The sequence below is a fragment of the Nocardia sp. NPDC050718 genome (assembly GCF_040654235.1).
In the GTDB taxonomy this organism is placed as follows: domain Bacteria; phylum Actinomycetota; class Actinomycetes; order Mycobacteriales; family Mycobacteriaceae; genus Nocardia.
Genome location: NZ_JBFAHQ010000007.1, coordinates 111667 through 131528, shown reverse-complemented (window position 1 = coordinate 131528; position 19862 = coordinate 111667). Strand labels below are relative to the sequence as shown.

The window sequence follows — 19862 nt, the reverse complement described above, 5'->3', positions numbered from 1 at the left end:
GATGAGCGAACACCATCTCGACCGCGCCGCCGCCCTGATCGACCTCGGCCGCTTCGAGGCCGCCAGGGCGGAGCTGGCGCCCCTGCTGGCCGCCGAGCCCGACAACGGCGACGCCCACGCCCAGCTGGCCTATTCCTGGCTGCGCTCCGGTGACACCGCCACCGCCGCCGAGTCCGCGCGCACGGCGCTGCGCCTGGACCCGGAGAACGTCTTCGCGTGGAAACTGCTGGCCCTGAGCGAGCACGGGCTCCTCGGCGAGCTCTACGAATCCGACCGGCCCGCCGCCCTCGCGCACGAGGACGCGGCGACGCGGGCGGCGTCGCGGTGCGTCGAACTGGATCCCTGGTCGGCCGAATGTCATCGGATCCTGGCGACCGTCGTGGTCCATCGCGACCGCAAGGCCGCCATGGCCGCCATCGACACCGCGGTCGAGCTCGAGCCGGCGAACGCGGTCCTGCACGTGGTGCGCGGCCGGGTGCTCTGGCAGGGCGCCAAGGTGGCCTCCCAACGGGCCGCGGCGGGCCGGGCCGCGCTCGCGGAGGCGCTGCGGCTGGACCCGGACAATGTCGAGGCGTTGTTCCTGCTCGGCAGCCACGCCGTGCAGCGGCGGCGCTGGGCCGAGGCCGAGACGTGGTTGCGCCGGGCGGCCGAGCTCGATCCGTCCTACGCGCCGGAGGTGCGTGAGCTGCTGGCGCGGATTCCCGATCCGGCGGCGGACCGCGCGTCCTCGCCGGAGCGGGAATCGTCGACCTCGCCGCCCGCTCCGGCGCTCGCGGCGGCGGCATACCCACCGATGCCGCCTGATCCCGCGTGGCGCCAGGAATACCTGGGTGCGCGCGGTTCCGGCGGCGGCGCCGGTGGGTGGGCGGTGATCGGCGTCGTGGTCCTGCTCGTGATCCTGGCCGCGCTGGGTGCCACGACCGAGAACCCCGATTCCCCGTCGACCGGTCCGGCCTCGCGCACGCTGCCCTCGTACTACCGGCCGCCGTCGTATATCCCGCTGCCGCGCACCTTTCCGCAGTTCCCGGCGGATCGCCTGCCGACCGGATACCCCTGGCCGACCACGCGCCCCCGCGTCACCCTGCCGCCGAACTGGGTGCCGCCGACGGGCAACTGAGTTCGGCACGGCGAGCATGTCGGACCCCCGTCCTACGCTCTCGCCGTGCCCGATCCCGTTCCGCTCCCGGCTGCCGCGCGTCAGCTGGCCTTCGACGAACTCGACACACCGCTGTACGACACCACCTTCGTCGTCGTCGACCTGGAAACGACCGGGACCAGCCCGGACGGGGACTCGATCACCGAGATCGGGGCGGTGAAGGTGCGCGGGGGAGAAGTGCTGGGGGAGTTCGCGACCCTGGTGAATCCGGGGTTCGCGATCCCGCCCGCGATCGTGCAGATCACCGGGATCACCACCGCCATGGTGTACGAGGCGCCGCGGATCGAGGCGGTGCTGCCGGGTTTCCTCGAATTCGCGGCGGGCGCGGTCCTGGTGGCGCACAACGCCCGCTTCGACACCGCGTTCCTCAAGGCCGCCGCCGCCCGGCAGGACATCGCCTGGCCGAATCCGCAGGTGCTGTGCACGGTCAAGCTCGCGCGGCGGGTGCTGACCCGCGACGAGGCGCCCTCGGCGCGGCTCGGCGTGCTCGCGCAGATCCTGGGCGCGTCGACCACGCCGACGCACCGCGCTCTCGACGACGCCCGCGCCACGGTCGACGTGCTGCACGCGCTGATCGGCCGGGTCGGTAACCAGGGCGTGCACAGCCTGACCGAGCTGCTCGACTATCTGCCCGGCGTGACCGGGACCCAGCGCGCCAAGCGCACCTTCGCGGGCGATCTGCCGTCCGCGCCGGGTGTCTATCTGTTCCGTGGACCGTCCGACGAAGTCCTCTATATAGGGACCGCGGTCAACCTGCGCCGTCGCGTCCGTACCTACTTCACCGGTTCGGAGACCCGTGGCCGGATGAAAGAGATGGTGGCCCTGGCGATCCGGGTCGACCACGTGGTGTGCGCGCACGGACTGGAGGCGGGGGTGCGCGAGCTGCGGCTGCTGGCCGCGCACGCGCCGCCCTACAACCGCCGCTCGAAGTTCCCCCGGCGCGGCTGGTGGCTCACCCTCAGCGACGAGGCCTTCCCCCGGCTCACCGCGGTGCGGACGCCGACGCGAACGGCGGTGGGGCCGTTCGGTTCCCGCACCGACGCCGTCGACGTGGCCCTGACGATCGCCGAGTTCGCCGGGCTGCGGACCTGCGCGACCCGCCTCACCCGCACGGCCCGGCACACCTGCCCGCCCGCGGTGGTCGGCGGCTGCCCGGCCGCGCGCCCCGACGACCTGGACGTCACCGGCTACGCCCCGGCCGTCGACGCGGTCCGCGAGCTGCTCACCGGCCGCTCCGACGCGGTGCTGCGGGACATGCTCGATCGCATCGAAACCCATTCCACCGCAGAGCATTTCGAGGCAGCCGCCCGATTGCGGGATCGCACCGCCGCCGTCGTCACCATGCTGCACCGCACCCAGCGCCTCGCCGCCCTGGCCCGGCTCGCGGAACTGATCGTCGCCCTGCCCGACGGCGCGGGCGGCTGGGAGTTCTCGGTGATCCGCTACGGCCGCCTCGCCGCCGCGGGCACCGCGCGGCGCGGCACCCCGCCGATGGCGATCGTCGACCAGATCGTTGCCGCCGCCGAGACGGTCGTCCCCGATCTGGGCGATGCGGTCGACGACATTCCCCCCTTGCGCGGCGCCCCGCCCGAGGAGGTCGGCGTCATCGCCCGCTGGCTGGGCAAGCCCGGCGCCCGCATCGTCCGCACCAGCGACGGCTACCACGAACCACTGCACGGCGCGGCCCGCTGGAAGGGCTGGGCCGAGCTGGCCCGCACCGCCGCCACCACCCTCAGCCCGGAGGAGCGCTACCTGGCCGAACGGTGACCGCGCGCCCGGAGGATCATGGAAGCGCCTGTCACATCCGGTGGCGGCGGGAGAAAGGGCGAAGGCGCGAATGTTCGTGAAGGTGTGCGGCCTGACCACCGAGGAGCAGATCGACTGGGCCGTCGAACTGGGGTACTCCGCGATCGGCGTCATGGTCACGCCCAAGAGCAAGCGCTACCGCACGCCCGCGCAGGCCCGCGCCCTGGCCGACTACGCGCGCGGCCGGATCACCACCTTCGCGGTGGCCCTGACGGCGGCCGAGGTCGCCGAGGTGGCCGACGCCTTCGACGTCGTGCAGCTCTACCAGTGGGCCGACCTGCCGAACCTGGCGTTCTGCTCGTCCAACCCGCCCGCACCCGAGCAGACCAGCGAATACTTCTTCTACGACGCCAGCGCCGGCTCCGGGATCTTCGAGGAGTTCCCCGACTGGGTGCGCGCGCTGCCCGGCAAGGTCGTGCTGGCGGGCGGGCTCGACGCCGACAATGTCGCCGACACCATCGCCCGGCACCGCCCCTACGGCGTCGACGTGTCCAGTTCGGTGGAATCGGCGCCCGGCGTGAAGAGCCTGGACCTGATGCGCAGGTTCAAAGCGGCCACCGAGCGACCCGAAGTTCTAGGCTGATCCCATGATTACCGCGATCGTGCTGATCCAGGCCGAGAACTCTCGTATCCCCGAGACCGCGCAGGCCCTCGCCGACACCGCAGGCGTCGCCGAGGTGTACTCCTGCGCCGGTGACGTCGATCTGATCGCGATCGTGCGGGTGCGCGATCACGAGCGCATCGCCGAGGTGGTCACCAGCGGCATCGACAAGGTGCCCGGCGTGGTGCGCACCACCACGCACATCGCCTTCAAGTCGTACTCCAGCGCCGACGTGGAAGCCGGATTCTCGCTGGGGGAGTGAGGCTTTCGCTCGCTCAGGCCTCGTCGAGAACCTGGGTGAGCTCGGCCCAGCTCTGCAGCAGCTTCGCCGCCGCGCCGCTGTCCACCGCGGCGGCGGCGCGCTCGAGCCCGCCGGTCAGGGCGGCGTCCAGATCCAGGTCGACGTCGCCCACGCCGCGCGAGAGGTCGTAGGCCACGATCGCCGCGGCCGAGTTGAGCAGCACCGCGTCGCGCACCGCGCCCGGCGTGCCCGCGAACATCTCGCGCGCGATGCCCGCGTTGACCACGGCGTCACCGCCGCGCAGCGCGTCCAGCTCGACGCGCGGGATCCCGAGCCGGGTCGGATCGAGCACGGTCTGCCGGATCCGTCCGCCGCTGACCACCCACACATCGGTGACGTCGGACGTCGTGATCTCGTCGAGCCCGTCGCGCCCGCGCACCACCAGGGCACTGGCGCCACGCTCGGCGAACACTCCCGCGATGACCGGGGCCAGGTCGACGAACGCGCAGCCGATCAGCCCCGCGCGCGGCTGGGCGGGGTTGGTGAGCGGGCCGAGCACGTTGAACACGGTCGGGATGCCGATCTCCTTGCGCGCCGGACCGGCGAAGCGCAGCCCCGAGTGGAACAGCGGCGCGAAACAGAAGCCGATCCCGGCCTCGCGCACCGACCGCGCCACCGACTCCGGGCCCAGCGCCAGCTTCACGCCCAGCGCCTCGAGCACGTCGGCGCCACCGGCCTTGGACGACGCGGCCCGGTTGCCGTGCTTGACCACCGGCACCCCGGCGGCCGCGACGACCACCGAGGACATGGTGGAGATGTTGACCGACCCGGAGCGGTCGCCGCCGGTGCCGACGATGTCGACCGCGTCGCCGTCGACATGCACCAGGCGGGCGTGCCCGAGCATGCCCGCGACCATGCCCGCCAGCTCGGTGGGGGTGGGGCCCTTGATCTTCATGGCGACACCGAAGGCCGCGATCTGGGCCGCGGTGGCGTTGTCGGTGAAGATCTCGTCGATCACCCAGGTGGTGTCGTCCGCGGCCAGGTCGCCGCCGTCGGCGAGGGTTCCGAGCACCTGGGGCCAGCTGCGCACGCTCATCTGCTCCGCATCTCCGTTCGACATCGCCATCGCGCAACTCTGATCGGGCGCGGCGGGGTAGCGCAAGCCTATTGCGCCGTTGGCAGAGTTTACGGCGCGGGACGGGGTGGTTGCAGCGCGTCCCAGCCGTCGGCGACGCCGTCGTGGCGCTGCGCGAGCCCGGCCATCCTGGATCGCTCCTGCGAACAGGTCAGCGGATCGAGGCGCTGCACCCGCTGCAGGACCACCGGCACCAGTTCGTCCACGGCGGTGTCCACGGCCTCGGCGCGCGTGTAGCCGTCGTATCCGGCGATCTCGGCGGCCGCGTCGATCCGGTCCGCGGGCAGGCGCAGATGGTGGCGCAGCACGGCGTCGGCGTCGCGGTCGAGGTCACCGGCGCGGTCCAGCGCCGCCGAGCAGGCCTCGGCGTCGTCGAAGCTCGACGCGACCACGACCAGATCGGTCCGCGCCGGGTCGAGCGACTCGCTCTGTCCGCCGAACAACCGCCGCCACATCCGCACCACGGCCATCGCCGCCTCCTCGTCTCAGGTTATCCACATCCAACGCTGTCACAATCGGTTGTCACGTGATCGTCGCCAACACGCCGACAGAGGTCGTAGACCCCCTCTGTGCGTGGGTTTTCCGACTCCCACGACAAACTTTCGTACCCGGGTACAGCTGTCGTACTACGAAGAGTCATACTTACCCCGTGACGACCGCAGTAGGCACCCCAGGATCGGCCATTACTCAGCGTGTGCATTCGCTGAACCGGCCCAACATGGTCAGCGTCGGAACCATCATCTGGCTGTCGAGCGAGCTGATGTTCTTCGCCGGCCTCTTCGCCATGTACTTCGTTGCGCGCGCGCAGGCGCACGGCAACTGGCCCCCGGAGCCGACCGAGCTCAATATGACGCTCGCCGTCCCGGTGACGGCCGTGCTGGTCGCTTCGTCGTTCACCTGCCAGATGGGTGTGTTCGCCGCGGAGAAGGGCGACGTGTTCGGCCTGCGCCGCTGGTACGTGATCACCCTGCTGATGGGCGCGTTCTTCGTCTTCGGCCAGGGCTACGAGTACTACCACCTCGTGCACGAGGGCACCACCATCTCCGGCAGCTCGTACGGCTCGGTCTTCTACATCACCACCGGCTTCCACGGTCTGCACGTGATCGGCGGTCTGATCGCCTTCGTGTTCCTGCTGATCCGCACCAAGATGAGCAAGTTCACGCCCGCGCAGGCCACCGCCGCGATCGTGGTGTCCTACTACTGGCACTTCGTCGACATCGTCTGGATCGGGCTGTTCGCCACGATCTACTTCGTCCGCTAGGCGCGGGCGCACAGCATTTGCACAAGTCGGTTCCGTCTACTCCAAAGGGACACAGATGAGTTCATCTCCCCCGTCGGCCCCCGAGCCCGCCGGCCCTGACAACGGTCAGGCCACCAAGGCGCGTAAGCAGCGTCGCGTTCGCCGTCGTATCGCGGGTGGCCTCGCGTTGCTGGTTGGTCTGGTCGGAGCCGGCTTCCTCGCCGCGGCGCTCACCCCCGCGCCCCAGGTCGCCACCGCGCACGAGGACCAGTCCGCGCTGATCCGCGAGGGCAAGCAGCTCTACGAGACCTCGTGCATCACCTGCCACGGCGCGAACCTGCAGGGTGTCGAGGACCGCGGCCCCAGCCTGATCGGCGTCGGCGAGGCCGCCGTCTACTTCCAGGTGTCCTCCGGCCGCATGCCGATGGTGCGCAACGAGGCCCAGGCCATGCGCAAGCCCGAGAAGTTCGACGCGCATCAGACCGACGCGCTCGGCGCGTTCGTCGCCGCCAACGGCGGTGGCCCCTCGGTGATCCGCGACGCCAACGGTGAGATCGCGCAGGAATCGCTGCGTGGCGACGACATCGCCCGTGGTTCGGAGCTGTTCCGCATGAACTGCGCCTCCTGCCACAACTTCACCGCCCGCGGTGGCGCGCTGTCCGGCGGCAAGTTCGCCCCGCCGCTGGCCGAGGCCAACGAGCAGCAGATCTACGACGCCATGATCACCGGCCCGCAGAACATGCCGAAGTTCTCCGACCGGCAGCTGACGCCGGAGGAGAAGCGCGACATCGTCGCCTACGTCAAGAACGCCGCGGAAGAGAAGTCGCCCGGCGGCTGGGACCTCGGCGGTTTCGGCCCGGCGACCGAAGGTCTGGCGATCTGGGTTATCGGCATCACCGCCGTGGTGGGTGCCGCGATGTGGATCGGATCTCGCACATGAGTGGACAGGAGCACAACGACATGGGTCGGGAACCGACCGAAGCCGAACTGGACGCGATGACGCGTGACGAGCTGGTCGAGCTCGGTACCGCGCGCGACGGCGTCGATGTCGCGTACCGCGGCGAGCGCTGGCCGGTGCCCGGCACCCGCGCGGAGAAGCGCGCCGAGCGCGCGGTCACCTTCTGGTTCGCCATCTCGGGTCTGGCCGCCGCCGCGCTGATCGGCGTCTTCCTGTTCTGGCCGTGGGAGTGGAAGGGCTACGGCGACGAGGGCCATGCCGCCTACTCGCTGTTCACCCCGCTGGTCGGTCTGACCTTCGGCATCTCGGTGCTGGTCATCGGTATCGCGGTCGTGCTGATCCGCAAGCGGTTCATCCCCGCCGAGATCTCGATCCAGCAGCGCCACGACGGCCCGTCCGACGAGGTCGAGCGGCGCACCCTGGCGGCCGAGCTGCAGGACGCGCTCGACACCTCCACCCTGGGTCGCCGCAAGATGATGCTCGGTACCGCGGGCGCCGGCGTCGGCGTGCTGGGTATCGGCGCGCTGCTGGTGTTCGTCGGCGGCATGGTGAAGAACCCGTGGGCCAAGGGCGACAAGTCGCCGCTGTGGGTCTCGGGCTGGACCCCGGACTACCCGGGCGAGACCATCTACATCCGCCGCGACACCGGTCGTCCGCAGGATGTCGTGCTGGTGCGCCCGGAGGATCTGGACGCGGGCGCCATGGAGACCGTCTTCCCGTGGAAGGAGAAGTGGCGCGGCAACGAGCACGAGACGCTGCAGTCGCTGCGCGGCATCCGTAACTCGGTCATGCTGATCCGTCTGCGCACCGCGGACGCGGAGAAGGCGATCAAGCGCAAGGGCCAGGAGAGCTTCAACTACGGCGACTACTTCGCCTACTCGAAGATCTGCACCCACCTGGGCTGCCCCACCTCGCTGTTCGAGCAGCAGACCAACCGCATCCTGTGCCCCTGCCACCAGTCGCAGTTCTCGGCGACCGAGTGGGGTAAGCCGGTCTTCGGTCCGGCCGCCCGCGCGCTCCCGCAGCTGCCGATCACCGTCAACTCCGAGGGCTTCCTGGTCGCCAACGGCGACTTCATCGAGCCGCTCGGCCCGGCCTTCTGGGAGCGTCGTTCATGAGCACTCTGGTGGCGAACCAAGCCAACGAGATGGACGAGCGGTATCGCGCCGCCGCGTTCATGAAGCGGTCGATCAACAAGGTCTTCCCGACCCACTGGTCGTTCCTGCTCGGTGAGATCGCGCTGTACGCGTTCATCATCCTGCTGCTGTCGGGTGTCTACCTGACCCTGTACTTCGACCCGTCGATGGCGCACGTCACCTACGACGGCGCCTACCAGCCGCTGCGCGGCGTCGGCATGTCGCGGGCCTACGAGACCGCGCTCAACATCTCCTTCGAGGTGCGCGGCGGTCTGTTCGTCCGGCAGATCCACCACTGGGCGGCCCTGCTGTTCGCGGCGTCGATCATCATCCACCTGTTCCGCATCTTCTTCACCGGCGCGTTCCGCAAGCCGCGTGAGGCGAACTGGGTGATCGGCTCGCTGCTGCTGATCCTGGCGATGTTCGAGGGCTTCTTCGGCTACTCGCTGCCCGACGACCTGCTCTCGGGCACCGGCCTCCGTGCCGCGTTCTCGGGTATCACCATCGGTGTCCCGGTCGTCGGTACCTGGCTGCACTGGCTGATGTTCGGCGGCGACTTCCCCGGCGACATCATCATCCCGCGCCTCTACATCGCGCACGTGCTGCTGCTGCCCGGCATCATCCTGGCGCTGATCGGCGCGCACGTCGCGCTGGTCTGGTACCAGAAGCACACCCAGTTCCCCGGCCCCGGCCGGACCGAGAACAACGTGGTCGGCGCGCGCATCGTGCCGGTGTTCGCCGCGGACCAGGGCGCGTTCTTCGCGTTCACCCTCGGCATCGTCGGCATCATGGGCGGCATCCTGCAGATCAACCCGATCTGGAACCTGGGTCCGTACAACCCGTCCCAGGTCTCGGCGGGTTCACAGCCCGACTTCTACATGATGTGGACCGACGGCATGGCGCGTCTGATGCCGCCGTGGGAGCTCTACCTGGGTCGCTACACGATCCCGGCGGTGTTCTGGGTCGCCCTCGTCATGGGCCTGGTGTTCACCCTGCTGATCGCCTACCCGTGGATCGAGAAGCGTCTCACCGGCGACACCACCGCGCACCACAACCTGCTGCAGCGTCCGCGCGACGTGCCGGTGCGTACCGCCATCGGTGCCATGGCCATCGCGTTCTACGTGGTGCTCACGCTGTCGTGTGTCAACGACATCATCGCGCTGAAGTTCGACATCTCGCTGAACGCGACCACCTGGATCGGTCGTATCGGCGTGCTGCTGCTGCCGCCGCTGGCCTACTTCGTGGCCTACCGGTTCTGCATCGGCCTGCAGCGCGGTGACCGCGCGGTGCTCGAGCACGGCATCGAGACCGGTGTCATCAAGCGCCTGCCGCACGGTGAGTACATCGAGGTGCACCAGCCGCTGGGCCCGGTCGACGACCACGGCCACGCGATCCCGCTGGAGTACCAGGGCGCCCCGGTGCCCAAGAAGATGAACAAGCTGGGTTCGGCCGGCAAGCCGGGCACGGGTAGCTTCCTGCGCCCCGACCCGACGGCCGAGTCGGACGCCTACTTCGCGAACGAGCACGCCGAGGAGCACAAGATGCTCACGGCCCTCGCCGAGGAGCAGGCCCGCGCCCACGGTGACGAGCCGCACGGTCACTGACCGCGCACCACGCACACGGGAAAGGCCCCGAGTCGACACGACTCGGGGCCTTTCCCGTTGTCCGGCAGCTCAGAGCCGCGGGGTGCGCCGGTAGGCCTCGATCGCCTCGAACTTGGCGAGGTTGTGCCTGGCGTCGGCCAGCGCGTCGTGCGCGTCGTCGGGGATCGGCGGCAGGTCGGGGCTGCCGTGCGCGGCCCAGTGCTGGCGCAGCTCGTTGGTGAAGCGCGGCATGCCCTTGGGCAGCGCGGTCATGTCACCCCAGAGCTGGCACAGCGCGACGTGGTCGTAGGCCGAGACCCAGGCCCACAGCTCCGGCTGCACGCTGGGGCGGGGCAGGAAGAACTTGAACAGGTCGTCACGGATCTGTTCCCTGGTGCGATACAGCGGCGATCCCGCGGGCGGCAACTTCGGCAGCACATGTTTGCGCACCCACGGACCGGCCCGTCCCGCGTCGAATTCGGTGGAGACCGCGTAGTACTCGCGACCGTCCTCGCAGACGACGCCGATCGAGATCAGATCGATCGTGGTGCCGTCCTCGATGAATTCCGAGTCGTAGAAATATCGCAGGGAGATCGCCTCTTCGTGCCGGTGGGCGGCCGAGCCCGTCCGGGGAGGACGACGCGGTCCGTGACCCACGATGGGTCGGGAGAAACCCTATGACGATGGTTCGGGCGCGCGACGAACGGGTAGCCGGTACGCCGGATATTCGCCCGGCGGCGAAAGCCGTATTCTGATCTGGTGACCTGGACCGTCGACGTACCCATTGACCGCCTGCCGGAACTGCCGCCGCTGCCCTCGGAGCTGCGTAGCCGACTCGACGCCGCCCTGGCCCGGCCCGCGCTGCAGCAGCCGTCCTGGGACGCCGACGAGGCCGCGACGATGCGCACCGTGCTGGAGAGCGTGCCGCCGATCTGCCTGCCCGCCGAGGTGGAGGAGCTCAAGACCCAGCTCGCCGCCGTCGCGCGCGGCGAGGCCTTCCTCATGCAGGGCGGTGACTGCGCGGAGACCTTCGCCGACAACACCGAGCCGCACATCCGCGGCAACATCCGCACCCTGCTGCAGATGGCCGTCGTGCTCACCTACGGCGCGAGCCTGCCGGTGGTGAAGGTGGCGCGCATCGCCGGGCAGTACGCCAAGCCGCGCTCCTCCGATGTCGACTCGCTCGGCCTGAAGTCCTACCGCGGCGACATGGTCAACTCCCTGGTCGCCGACGAGGCGCTGCGCCGCCACGATCCCTCGCGCCTGGTCCGCGCGTACGCCAACGCCAGCGCCGCGATGAACCTGGTCCGCGCGCTGACCACCGCGGGCATGGCCGACCTGCACCAGGTGCACGACTGGAACCGTGACTTCGTCGCCCAGTCGCCCGCGGGCGCCCGCTACGAGGCACTGGCCGAGGAGATCGACCGCGGCCTGCGCTTCATGACCGCCTGTCAGGTGAACGACCCGAGCCTGAAGTCGGCCCGCATCTACGCCTCGCACGAGGCGCTGGTGCTCGACTACGAGCGCGCGATGCTGCGGCTGAGCGAGTCCGAGACCGGTGAGCCGCTGCTCTACGACCTCTCGGCGCACTTCCTGTGGATCGGCGAGCGCACCCGTCAGCTCGACGGCGCGCACATCGCGCTGGCCGAGCTGCTGGCCAACCCGATCGGCCTCAAGATCGGCCCGACCACCACGCCCGATCAGGCGGTGGAGTACGTCGAGCGGCTCGACCCGCACAACGAGCCCGGCCGGCTCACCCTGGTCGCCCGGATGGGCAACGGCAAGGTGCGCGACGTGCTGCCGCCCATCATCGAGAAGGTGCAGGCCACCGGTCACCAGGTGATCTGGCAGTGCGACCCGATGCACGGCAACACCCACGAGTCGTCCACCGGCTTCAAGACCCGCCACTTCGACCGCATCGTCGACGAGGTGCAGGGCTTCTTCGAGGTGCACCACGCGCTGGGCACCCACCCCGGCGGCCTGCACATCGAGCTGACAGGCGAGAACGTCACCGAGTGCCTGGGCGGCGCGCAGGACATCTCCGACCTCGACCTCGAGGACCGCTACGAGACCGCCTGCGACCCGCGCCTGAACACCCAGCAGTCGCTGGAGCTGTCGTTCCTGGTCGCCGAGATGCTGCGCTGAGTGTCAGGACGAGCCCGGGGCGGTCAGCGATGACCGCGCCCGGGCTTCTCTTTGTCCTTGTCCGGGGCCGGATCCCTTCAAGGCAGGGCGGTGAGCGTCACGACGCTGCCCGCCTCCACATTCGAGTTGAAGCCCGGCACCTGGCCGATCACCAGTGAGCTGTCGGAGTCGGTGATGGACTTGACCTCCACCCGCAGGCCCAGCTGCTGGAGCTTGCTGCGGGCGTTGCCGACGGTCTGACCCATCACATTGGGCACCTTCACCGCGTTCGACACGATCAGCGTGACGCTGTCGCCGGACTGCAGGGTGGTGCCGACGGCCGGGTCGGTGCCGATCGCCTTGTCGCCCTCTACGCTCTTGTCGTACTGCACGCGGGTCTCGCGCACGGTCAGCCCGGCGCTGGTCAGTGCCCTGGCCGCCTCCTCGGCGGTCTTGCCGCGCACGTCCGGCACATTGACCGGCTGCGAGCCCTTGCTGCGGTACACCTTCACCTGGGCGCCCATCGGCAGGACGGTGCCCGGGGCGGGCTCCACCTTGGCCACCGAACCCTTCGGCGCGGTGCTGGGCGCTTCGCCGCTGTCGATCGGCTGCAAACCGGCGTCGCGGATCGCCTGGTTGGTGGTGCTGATCTGGTCGCCGGGCTTGATGTCGGGCACGCGCGGCTTGCCGTTGGAGATCAGCACCGCGACGGTGGAGTTCTTGGTGACCCGCGAACCGGCCGACGGATCGGTGCCGACCACCCCGCCCACCGGGATGGTGTCGGAGGACTTGTTGCGCAGCACCGTCTCGAAGCCCGCCTCCTGCAGCACCGCGACAGCGCGCTCGGAGTCCATGCCCGCGATCGGCGGCACGGCGGTGTAGCGGCCCACCCCGAGCCACCAGCCGCCGATGCCGACCAGCAGGGTCAGCGCGGTGACGATCGCCGCCCAGACCACGCCGGTCCGGCGCGAGGTGTTCTCGGTGGACGCGAACGGGTTGTGCTGCGGCGCGGGGGAGTGCGCGGACTGGTAGTCGTCAGGGCGCGGCCGGGGCGCGGTGACCACCCGGGTGTGCTGTGGCTGGGCGTGCGGCATCGGATGCGCGGCAACGGGATTCGGGGTGAGTGGACGCTCGCCGGGGTGGTGCGCGTCGCCGGTGCGGTAGCTCTCGCTGAGGTGCTCGGCCGAATCGCGGGGCGCGGGCACCCGGTACGGCGGCAGGTTCAGCTCCATGGCGATCATCTGCAGCTGCGCGGCCATCTCGTTGGCGTCGGCGTAGCGGCGTTCGGGATCGCGGGAGGTGGCCTTGGCGACCAGCGCGTCGAGTTCCGGCGGCACGCCACCGATGAACTGGCTCGGCGGCGGCACGTCGTTCTCGACCCGCTGATAGGCGACCGAGAGCGAGTTGTCGCCGGTGAACGGCACCCGGCCGGTGAGCAGCTCGAAGATCAGGATGCCGAAGGAGTACACATCGCTGCGGGCGTCGGCGGTGCCGGTGGTGACCTGCTCGGGCGCCAGGTAGGCGGCGGTGCCGAGGATGACGCTGGCCGAGGTGGTGTTGGCGGCGGCGACGGCGCGGACCAGGCCGAAGTCGGCGATCTTCACCTCGCCGGCGTCGGAGATCAGCACGTTCTCCGGCTTGATGTCGCGGTGCACCAGCCCGGCGTCGTGGGCGGTGCCGATGGCGCGCAGCACCGGCTCGGCGACGGCGCGCACCGCGTGCGGCGGCATCGGGCCGCGCTCGCGCAGCAGCTCGCGCAGGGTGCCGCCCTCGACCAGCTCCATGATCAGGAACGGGTACTCGCCGTCGACACCCTGGTCGTACACGGCCACCAGCGAGGGATGCTTGAGCTTGGCCACCGCCCGCGCCTCGAATTCGAAGCGGGTGAGGAACTGGGGGTCGCCGGCGAACTTCGGATCCATCACCTTGATCGCCACCGGACGATCCAGCCGGGTGTCGGTGCCCCGGAACACCATCGACATTCCGCCGCGAGCGATCGGCGCATCGATCCGATAGCGCCCTTCCAGCATCTGGCCGATCAAGTGATGTCCTCCGGCTTTCACAAACTTCGCACCCCTCGCGACACTGCGACAAGCGACCAGGCCACCGTGTGCGGCCCCCACGATCGTAACCGGGTCATGATGGCATGCCAGCCGATGCGCGCGAGGTCGCACGTACTACGGTTGTGCGGGTGAGTGCCTTCCCTTGCAGCGACGATGTGCTGCCCGACACCGAAACCATCGTCTCGCTCCCCGAGGCCGCCGACATACTCGGTGTTCCGGTCACCGCCGTGCACCAGCTGCTGCGTGACCACCAGCTCCTCGCGATCCGCCGCAACGGTGTCGCAGGCATTCCCTCCCGCTTCTTCGACGACAACGACGAGATCGTCCGGATGCTGCCCGGCCTCATCACCGTGATGCGCGACGGCAAGTACACCGACGAGGACATCCTGCGCTGGATCTACACCGAGGACGACTCGCTGCCCGGCCGCCCCGTCGACGCCCTGCACGGTCCGCTGGCCCGCGAGGTCGTCCGCCGCGCCGCCGCCGAGCCCTTCTGATCCCGCGGTCCTAGCGGCGCCCGGTCGCCTGCTCGTGTGCCCGGCGCCAGGCGGACGAGCGCAGCAGCCGCAGGCCGTTGAGGCCGACGATGACGGTCGAACCCTCGTGCCCGAGGACGCCGAGCGGCAGCGGCAGGTGCCCGATCAGGTCCCACAGGACCAGGACGCCGAGGAAGCCTGCCGCGATGGCCAGGTTGGCCAGCACCACCCGGCGTGCGCGCCGCGACAGCGCGATCACGGTGGGGATGGTGGTCAGTTCGTCGCGGACGACGATGGCGTCGGCGGTCTGCACCGTCAGGTCCGAGCCCGCGCCGCCCATCGCGATCCCCACGTGCGCGGCGGCCAGGGCGGGCGCGTCGTTGATCCCGTCACCCACCATGGTCACCCGGGACCCGTCGGCGGCCAGCTCGCGCACCGCCGTGACCTTGTCGTGCGGCAGCAACCCGGCCCGCACCGCACCGATGCCGAGCTGCCGGGCGAGCCGGTCCGCGGTGGCGTGATTGTCGCCGGTCAGCAGGACCGGCGCCCCGCCGGTGGACGCGGTGAGCGCGGCGACGGTGTCCGCCGCCTCGGGGCGGACCTGATCGGTGAAGCCGAGCACCGCCACCGGTTCGTCGTCGCGCAGCACGACCACCGCCGTGTGGCCACGGGACTGCGTCATCGCGACGATGTCCGCGGCGGTCGACGGTGGCGGCTTGACGGCATCGTGGCCGGCGGGTGCCGCCGCGGCGCGGGGATCGCCGTCGGCGAGCACGGCCGGTGAGCTCACGCGCACGAGGCTGCCGTCGACCAGCCCGGACACGCCGCGGCCGGGGTAGGCGGTGAAGTCGCGGACGGCCGGGAAGACCAGCCCGCGCTGTCTGGCGGCGCGCACGATCGCCGCGGCCAGCGGATGTTCGCTCGGGTGCTCGACCGCGGCGGCCAGTCGCAGGACCTGCTCCTCGGTGACCGCGCTGCCCGGCAGCGGCTGGATCGCCACCAGCTCCGGGGTGCCGCGGGTGAGGGTGCCGGTCTTGTCGAAGGCGACGACGGTCGTCGCGCCCAGCTGCTCCATCACCACCGCCGACTTCACCAGCACGCCGTGGCGGCCCGCGGTGGCGATGGCGGCCAGCAGCGGCGGCATGGTGGCCAGAACCACCGCGCACGGTGAGGCCACGATCATGAAGGTCATGGCGCGCAGCAGCGAATCCCGCAGCGCCGCACCGAGGATCAGCGGAACGGTGAACACGGCGAGGGTGGCGACGACCATGCCGATCGAATAGCGCTGCTCGATCTTCTCGATGAACAGCTGGGTCCTGGCCTTGGTGCGGCCCGCCTCCTCGACCAGCGCCGCGATCCGGGCGACCACCGAGTCCGCGGCCCGGCGCTCGACCCGGACCAGCAGCGCGCCGGTGCCGTTGAGCGTCCCGGCGAACACCTCGTCGCCGGTGGCCTTGTCGATCGGCAACGGTTCGCCGGTGATGGTGGCCTGGTCGACCTCGCTCGCCCCGTCGACGACCCGTCCGTCGGCGGCGATCCGGTCGCCCGGGCGGACCAGGATCACGTCACCGACCGCGAGATCGGCGGCGGCGACGGTCTGTTCGCCGTCGTCGGTGAGCCGGGTCGCGGTCTCGGGGGCGAGGGTGAGCAGGCCGCGGACCGAGTCCTCGGTGCGGGTGGTCGCCAGCGCTTCGAGCGCGCCCGAGGTGGCGAAGATGACGATGAGCAACGCCCCGTCCACGACCTGACCGATCGCCGCCGCCCCGAGCGCGGCCGCCACCATGAGCAGGTCGACGTCGAGGGTCTTGTCCCGCAACGCTTTCAGGCCCTCGAGTCCCGGTTCCCAGCCGCCGACGAGGTAGCAGGCCAGCAGCAGTGCCCACCACAGCCAGGCCGGTCCGCCGGTCAGCTTCGCGGTCAGGCCGAGCGCGAACAGCGCGATCGCCGCGGCCGCCCAGCGCATCTCGGGAATCGCGAACAGTCCGGTCCGCGCGGTCGATCCGCGCGCGGCGGTGACGGCGGGACGGGGCGGTGTGGCGGTGGACGAGACCACGGGGGCACCTCCGAGGCGGGGTAGCAGGGGACCCGAGAATAACAGATCATATGAAGAGATATTCATGTGCTAGGGTCCGCTAAACTCCACGCCATGGGACACGGTGTGGAAAGCGATCGGCCGGTGACCAGGCTGGACGCCGCGGCCGCCGCGCACGTCGCGACCACCCTGCAGGCGCTGGCCACCCCGAGCAGACTGCTGATTCTGTCCGAGCTACGCCAGGGCCCGCGCCCGGTCACCGAGCTCGCCGAGGCGGTGGGGATGGAGCAGTCCGCCGTCTCGCATCAGCTGCGGCTGCTGCGCAACCTGGGCCTGGTCACCGGGACCCGCGCCGGGCGCAGCATCGTCTACAGCCTCTACGACCAGCACGTCGCTCAGCTGCTCGACGAGGCCGTCTATCACAGCGAGCACCTGCGGCTCGGCCTCGCCGAGCGTCCCGAGATCGCGGGCTGAGCGGCGCGCGTCCGCCCGGGCGCGGAACCCTGTGTCGCGTGGGCAGACGCGATCCGGTGCGCACCCGACAAGCGTTCCACGGGCCGGTGCGGGTTCGCCAGGTCGCGGGCTCGTCGCCCGGATCAGCGTCGGACGGTGGCGAATCCCTTGGCGGCGAACAGGATTCGGCGATGAGTGGGCACCGTTGCCCGCCGGTCGAATACCTGGAAATCCGCCGCCTCGATGCGGTCGAGGATCTCGGCGTAGAGGACGGCCGCGGTACGGATCGCCGGGCGAACCCGTGGCTCGAGCAAGTCGACGCCCGGCTCGGCGCGGCGGTAGATGTCGCGATTGACCGCGATCAGATACGCCAGCGCCCGGCGCAGCGGCTGATCGACGCGACCTCGGGCGCGGCACGCGCGCAGGTGGGCTTCGTCGACGCCGAACGCGGCCAGTTCCTCGGTCGGCAGGTAGATCCGGTCGCGGTCGAGATCCTCGGCGACATCGCGCAGGAAGTTGGTGAGCTGGAACGCCTCGCCCAGCGCGGCGGCGGCCGGTTCCGCGTCGGCGACCGGGACGACCGTGCCGAGCACCGGCAGCAGTTGCAGACCGATGGCGGCCGCGGAACCGCGCATGTACGCGCGCAACTCGGTCATGGTGGCGTAGCGGGTGCGGTGGCCCGCGGTGCCCGGCACGTCCATGCGCATGGCGTCGAGGAACGTCCAGAAGTGGGTGTGCGCGATGTCGTAGCGGCCGATGGTGTCGGCGGCGGCGGTGAGGATCTGGCGGCGGCGCGGGTCGCCGCTGTCGATCTCGCCGTGTTCGAGGGCGAGGCGGAGCTGCTTCTCCACCAAGTCGAGGTGCTGGGCCGGGCTGATCGCGGCGGGGCCGTCCGGCGCCGCGACGAACGCGCCGTCGCGTGGGTCGAGCACGCGGGCCGGGTCGTCGGCGTGGTCGACGATGTCGTCCACCATGCGGGCGAAGGCGTAGAGCGCGTGCACCGCTCGTCGTCGCGGTGGGGTGAGCAGGGTGGTCGCCAGGTAGTACGTGCGACCGTGCTCGGCGGCGATGCGGCGGCAGCTCGCGTACGCCGCGTCGAGCGAGTCCACGGTGGCGTCGGGTCCGGTGGTCGGCGTGTTCTCGCCGGCCGAGCGGGTGGGACGCGCCGCCGGGTCGGCGGCAGCACCCGGACGCTGACGACTCATGCCCGGACGGTGGGCGCCGGTTCCCTGATGGCCCGGCGGGAACTGGCCGAGCGCAGGTGCAACGGGTCGACGTGGCGCAGCGACAGCGCGGCGACGACGGCGGCGAAGGTGGCCAGCGCGACGTGCCAGAAGTTGTACAGCCCGATCGACCCGTCCGGCTGGAACACCAGCATCAGCCAGGTGCACAACCCGACCAGCCACTGCAGCGTCACCGTCGACAGCGCGAAACCGGCGGCCAGCGCCAGCGGCCACGAGTAGTACCAGGGCAGCGCGGCGGGGGAGAGCAGCACGATCGCGACGAACGCGATCACGATGCCGAGCACGGCCTCGCGCTCGGAGTGCCGGAACCGCCACCAGATGGCGACCAGCAGGGCCACCAGGGCGAACTTGCAGAGTTCCCTGGTCACGCTGAGCACCGAGTCCAGCCGCAGCGGGGTCACCCAGGTGACCATGTGCGCCAGGATCGTCGGCAGCGAGAGCCAGTTGATGATCTTGTTCGAGCCCTGCAGCGCGGTGACCCAGCCGAACCCGACCCCCGCGATCGCCGAGGCGGCGCCGAACACCAGCGCGAACACGCCGACGCCGATACCGGCGATCTTGGCGAAGACGAACAGTGGGTGCGGCATGTCCGCCGACGGGCGGGCCGCGTCGGGATGCTTCTGGTCCTCGGACACTTCCGGATCGGTGACGCCCCGCTCGGCGGCGCGGCGTTCCTTCTCGTGCAGGATCCAGATCCACACCAGGAACGGCAGCGCGACGCCCGCGGTGGCCTTGATCGCGACGCCGATGGCGACCACGACGATGCCGGCCACATGGTGGCGCTCGAGTACCAGCGCGATGCCTGCGCACATCAGCCCAACCATCAGCATCTCGTTGTGCACGCCGCCGATCAGGTGCACCAGCACGAGCGGGTTGAGCACCGCCAGCCACAGCGCCACGGTGGGCTTACCGCCCAGGTGCTTGGTCAGGTACGGCACCGCCCACATCATCAGCGCCAGGCCGGGCAGCATGACGATCCGCAGCGCGATGGTGCCCGCGATGACGTTGTCGCCGGTGATCATGGTGAGCACGCGGCCGATGAGCAGGAACATCGGGCCGTACGGCGCGGTCGTTGTGGTCCAGACCGGGCTCACGTTGTCCAGCAGCACACCGGGATTGGCGACGGGACCCACCTGGTAGGGGTCGAAACCGTCGCGCAACAGCGCGCCCTGGGCGAGATAGGAGTAGGCGTCGCGGCTGAACATCGGCGCCGCGAACAGCAGCGGCGTGATCCAGATGCCGACGATGGCCCGCAGCTCGTTCAGCGTGACCTGCGCGCCGTCCTTGCCGAGGGTGTTGCGGCCCAGCCGAACCCACGCCGTGATCATCATCAGCACACCGAGCCAGATGACGATCGTCGAGAGCGCGTAGCCGTGGCCGAACCGCAGCCAGGACAGGTGCAGCGCCTCGAGCAGCGGGTCGCGCTTGCGCACCGCGCCCGCGCCGAAACCGCCGAAGGTGATCATCACCGCGCCGAAGAAGCCCATGACGGCCGCGTGACCTTCGGGACTGCGGACGAAGTCGCCCGCGGTCCGTAGCCGGGACCGGACGCCGGGATCGGTCCCGGTGGGCATGTGGCGCTGCGGCTCGAGGGTGCGCGTGGTGTCCATGGGG

Annotated in this window: 18 protein-coding genes; 11 read left to right on the top strand and 7 right to left on the bottom strand. The window is 70.5% G+C overall.

Features of this window, described 5'->3' with window-relative positions:
- Position 1: 1 nt before the first annotated feature.
- The 4 genes from AB0H54_RS27900 (at position 2) to AB0H54_RS27885 (ending at position 3825) form a co-directional block, all read left to right on the top strand.
- Entirely contained in the window at positions 2 to 1117 is a 1116-nt protein-coding gene (locus tag AB0H54_RS27900; protein WP_357349260.1) for a tetratricopeptide repeat protein, read from the top strand.
- A gap of 45 nt (positions 1118 to 1162) precedes the next feature.
- A complete protein-coding gene (locus tag AB0H54_RS27895; RefSeq protein ID WP_357349258.1) occupies positions 1163 to 2923 on the top strand; it encodes a DEDD exonuclease domain-containing protein in 1761 nt (586 codons plus the stop codon).
- 70 nt (positions 2924 to 2993) lie between these two features.
- Positions 2994 to 3545, top strand: coding sequence for a phosphoribosylanthranilate isomerase (locus AB0H54_RS27890; RefSeq protein ID WP_357349256.1), 552 nt, complete (start codon positions 2994 to 2996; stop codon positions 3543 to 3545).
- 4 nt (positions 3546 to 3549) lie between these two features.
- Complete coding sequence (locus AB0H54_RS27885) at positions 3550 to 3825, top strand: Lrp/AsnC ligand binding domain-containing protein (protein ID WP_218717263.1); 276 nt, start codon at positions 3550 to 3552, stop codon at positions 3823 to 3825.
- Positions 3826 to 3838: 13 nt separating this feature from the next.
- Here AB0H54_RS27885 and trpD read toward each other — a convergent pair whose 3' ends face one another.
- On the bottom strand, positions 3839 to 4900 hold the full coding sequence (gene trpD, locus AB0H54_RS27880; RefSeq protein WP_355280113.1) for an anthranilate phosphoribosyltransferase: 1062 nt from the start codon (positions 4898 to 4900) through the stop codon (positions 3839 to 3841).
- An 89-nt stretch (positions 4901 to 4989) separates the two neighbouring features.
- Complete coding sequence (locus AB0H54_RS27875) at positions 4990 to 5409, bottom strand: hypothetical protein (RefSeq protein ID WP_357349253.1); 420 nt, start codon at positions 5407 to 5409, stop codon at positions 4990 to 4992.
- Positions 5410 to 5588: 179 nt separating this feature from the next.
- On the opposite strand from AB0H54_RS27875, the gene AB0H54_RS27870 reads away from it, so the two are divergent.
- From AB0H54_RS27870 to AB0H54_RS27855, 4 genes are read left to right on the top strand one after another with little or no spacing between them, the layout of a single operon-like run.
- Positions 5589 to 6200, top strand: a complete 612-nt coding sequence (locus tag AB0H54_RS27870; RefSeq protein ID WP_355280117.1) for a heme-copper oxidase subunit III — start codon at positions 5589 to 5591, stop codon at positions 6198 to 6200.
- Positions 6201 to 6255: 55 nt separating this feature from the next.
- Complete coding sequence (locus AB0H54_RS27865) at positions 6256 to 7119, top strand: cytochrome c (RefSeq protein ID WP_357349251.1); 864 nt, start codon at positions 6256 to 6258, stop codon at positions 7117 to 7119.
- A complete protein-coding gene (locus AB0H54_RS27860; RefSeq protein WP_357349249.1) occupies positions 7116 to 8255 on the top strand; it encodes a ubiquinol-cytochrome c reductase iron-sulfur subunit in 1140 nt (379 codons plus the stop codon). The genes AB0H54_RS27865 and AB0H54_RS27860 overlap by 4 nt, the downstream gene beginning before the upstream one ends.
- The gene (locus AB0H54_RS27855) at positions 8252 to 9877 is read left to right on the top strand and encodes a cytochrome bc complex cytochrome b subunit (RefSeq protein WP_357349247.1); all 1626 of its coding nucleotides are present in this window, start codon (positions 8252 to 8254) and stop codon (positions 9875 to 9877) included. Before AB0H54_RS27860 ends, AB0H54_RS27855 begins: the two co-directional genes overlap by 4 nt.
- A gap of 69 nt (positions 9878 to 9946) precedes the next feature.
- On the opposite strand, the gene AB0H54_RS27850 is transcribed toward AB0H54_RS27855, so the two are convergent.
- Entirely contained in the window at positions 9947 to 10444 is a 498-nt protein-coding gene (locus AB0H54_RS27850; RefSeq protein ID WP_357349469.1) for a polyadenylate-specific 3'-exoribonuclease AS, read from the bottom strand.
- 171 nt (positions 10445 to 10615) lie between these two features.
- Here AB0H54_RS27850 and AB0H54_RS27845 point away from each other — a divergent pair, with 171 nt between their 5' ends.
- Positions 10616 to 12001, top strand: a complete 1386-nt coding sequence (locus AB0H54_RS27845; protein ID WP_355280124.1) for a class II 3-deoxy-7-phosphoheptulonate synthase — start codon at positions 10616 to 10618, stop codon at positions 11999 to 12001.
- A gap of 77 nt (positions 12002 to 12078) precedes the next feature.
- Here AB0H54_RS27845 and pknB read toward each other — a convergent pair whose 3' ends face one another.
- A complete protein-coding gene (pknB, locus tag AB0H54_RS27840; protein ID WP_357349467.1) occupies positions 12079 to 14010 on the bottom strand; it encodes a Stk1 family PASTA domain-containing Ser/Thr kinase in 1932 nt (643 codons plus the stop codon).
- A 161-nt stretch (positions 14011 to 14171) separates the two neighbouring features.
- Between pknB and AB0H54_RS27835 the strand changes: the two genes are divergently transcribed.
- Entirely contained in the window at positions 14172 to 14540 is a 369-nt protein-coding gene (locus AB0H54_RS27835) for an Rv2175c family DNA-binding protein (RefSeq protein WP_357349245.1), read from the top strand.
- A 10-nt stretch (positions 14541 to 14550) separates the two neighbouring features.
- Here AB0H54_RS27835 and AB0H54_RS27830 read toward each other — a convergent pair whose 3' ends face one another.
- A complete protein-coding gene (locus tag AB0H54_RS27830; protein WP_357349243.1) occupies positions 14551 to 16572 on the bottom strand; it encodes a heavy metal translocating P-type ATPase in 2022 nt (673 codons plus the stop codon).
- 93 nt (positions 16573 to 16665) lie between these two features.
- On the opposite strand from AB0H54_RS27830, the gene AB0H54_RS27825 reads away from it, so the two are divergent.
- The gene (locus AB0H54_RS27825) at positions 16666 to 17025 is read left to right on the top strand and encodes a metalloregulator ArsR/SmtB family transcription factor (protein ID WP_355280132.1); all 360 of its coding nucleotides are present in this window, start codon (positions 16666 to 16668) and stop codon (positions 17023 to 17025) included.
- 122 nt (positions 17026 to 17147) lie between these two features.
- Here the strand turns inward: AB0H54_RS27825 and AB0H54_RS27820 are convergent, their stop codons facing one another.
- Both AB0H54_RS27820 and AB0H54_RS27815 read right to left on the bottom strand, forming a co-directional pair.
- Positions 17148 to 18209, bottom strand: coding sequence for a phytoene/squalene synthase family protein (locus tag AB0H54_RS27820; protein ID WP_357349241.1), 1062 nt, complete (start codon positions 18207 to 18209; stop codon positions 17148 to 17150).
- Positions 18206 to 19822 carry an alpha-(1->6)-mannopyranosyltransferase A gene (locus AB0H54_RS27815; protein ID WP_357349465.1) on the bottom strand — a complete coding sequence of 539 codons (1617 nt, stop codon included), beginning with the start codon at positions 19820 to 19822 and terminating at the stop codon, positions 18206 to 18208. The genes AB0H54_RS27820 and AB0H54_RS27815 overlap by 4 nt, the downstream gene beginning before the upstream one ends.
- Between the last annotated feature and the right edge of the window lie 40 nt (positions 19823 to 19862).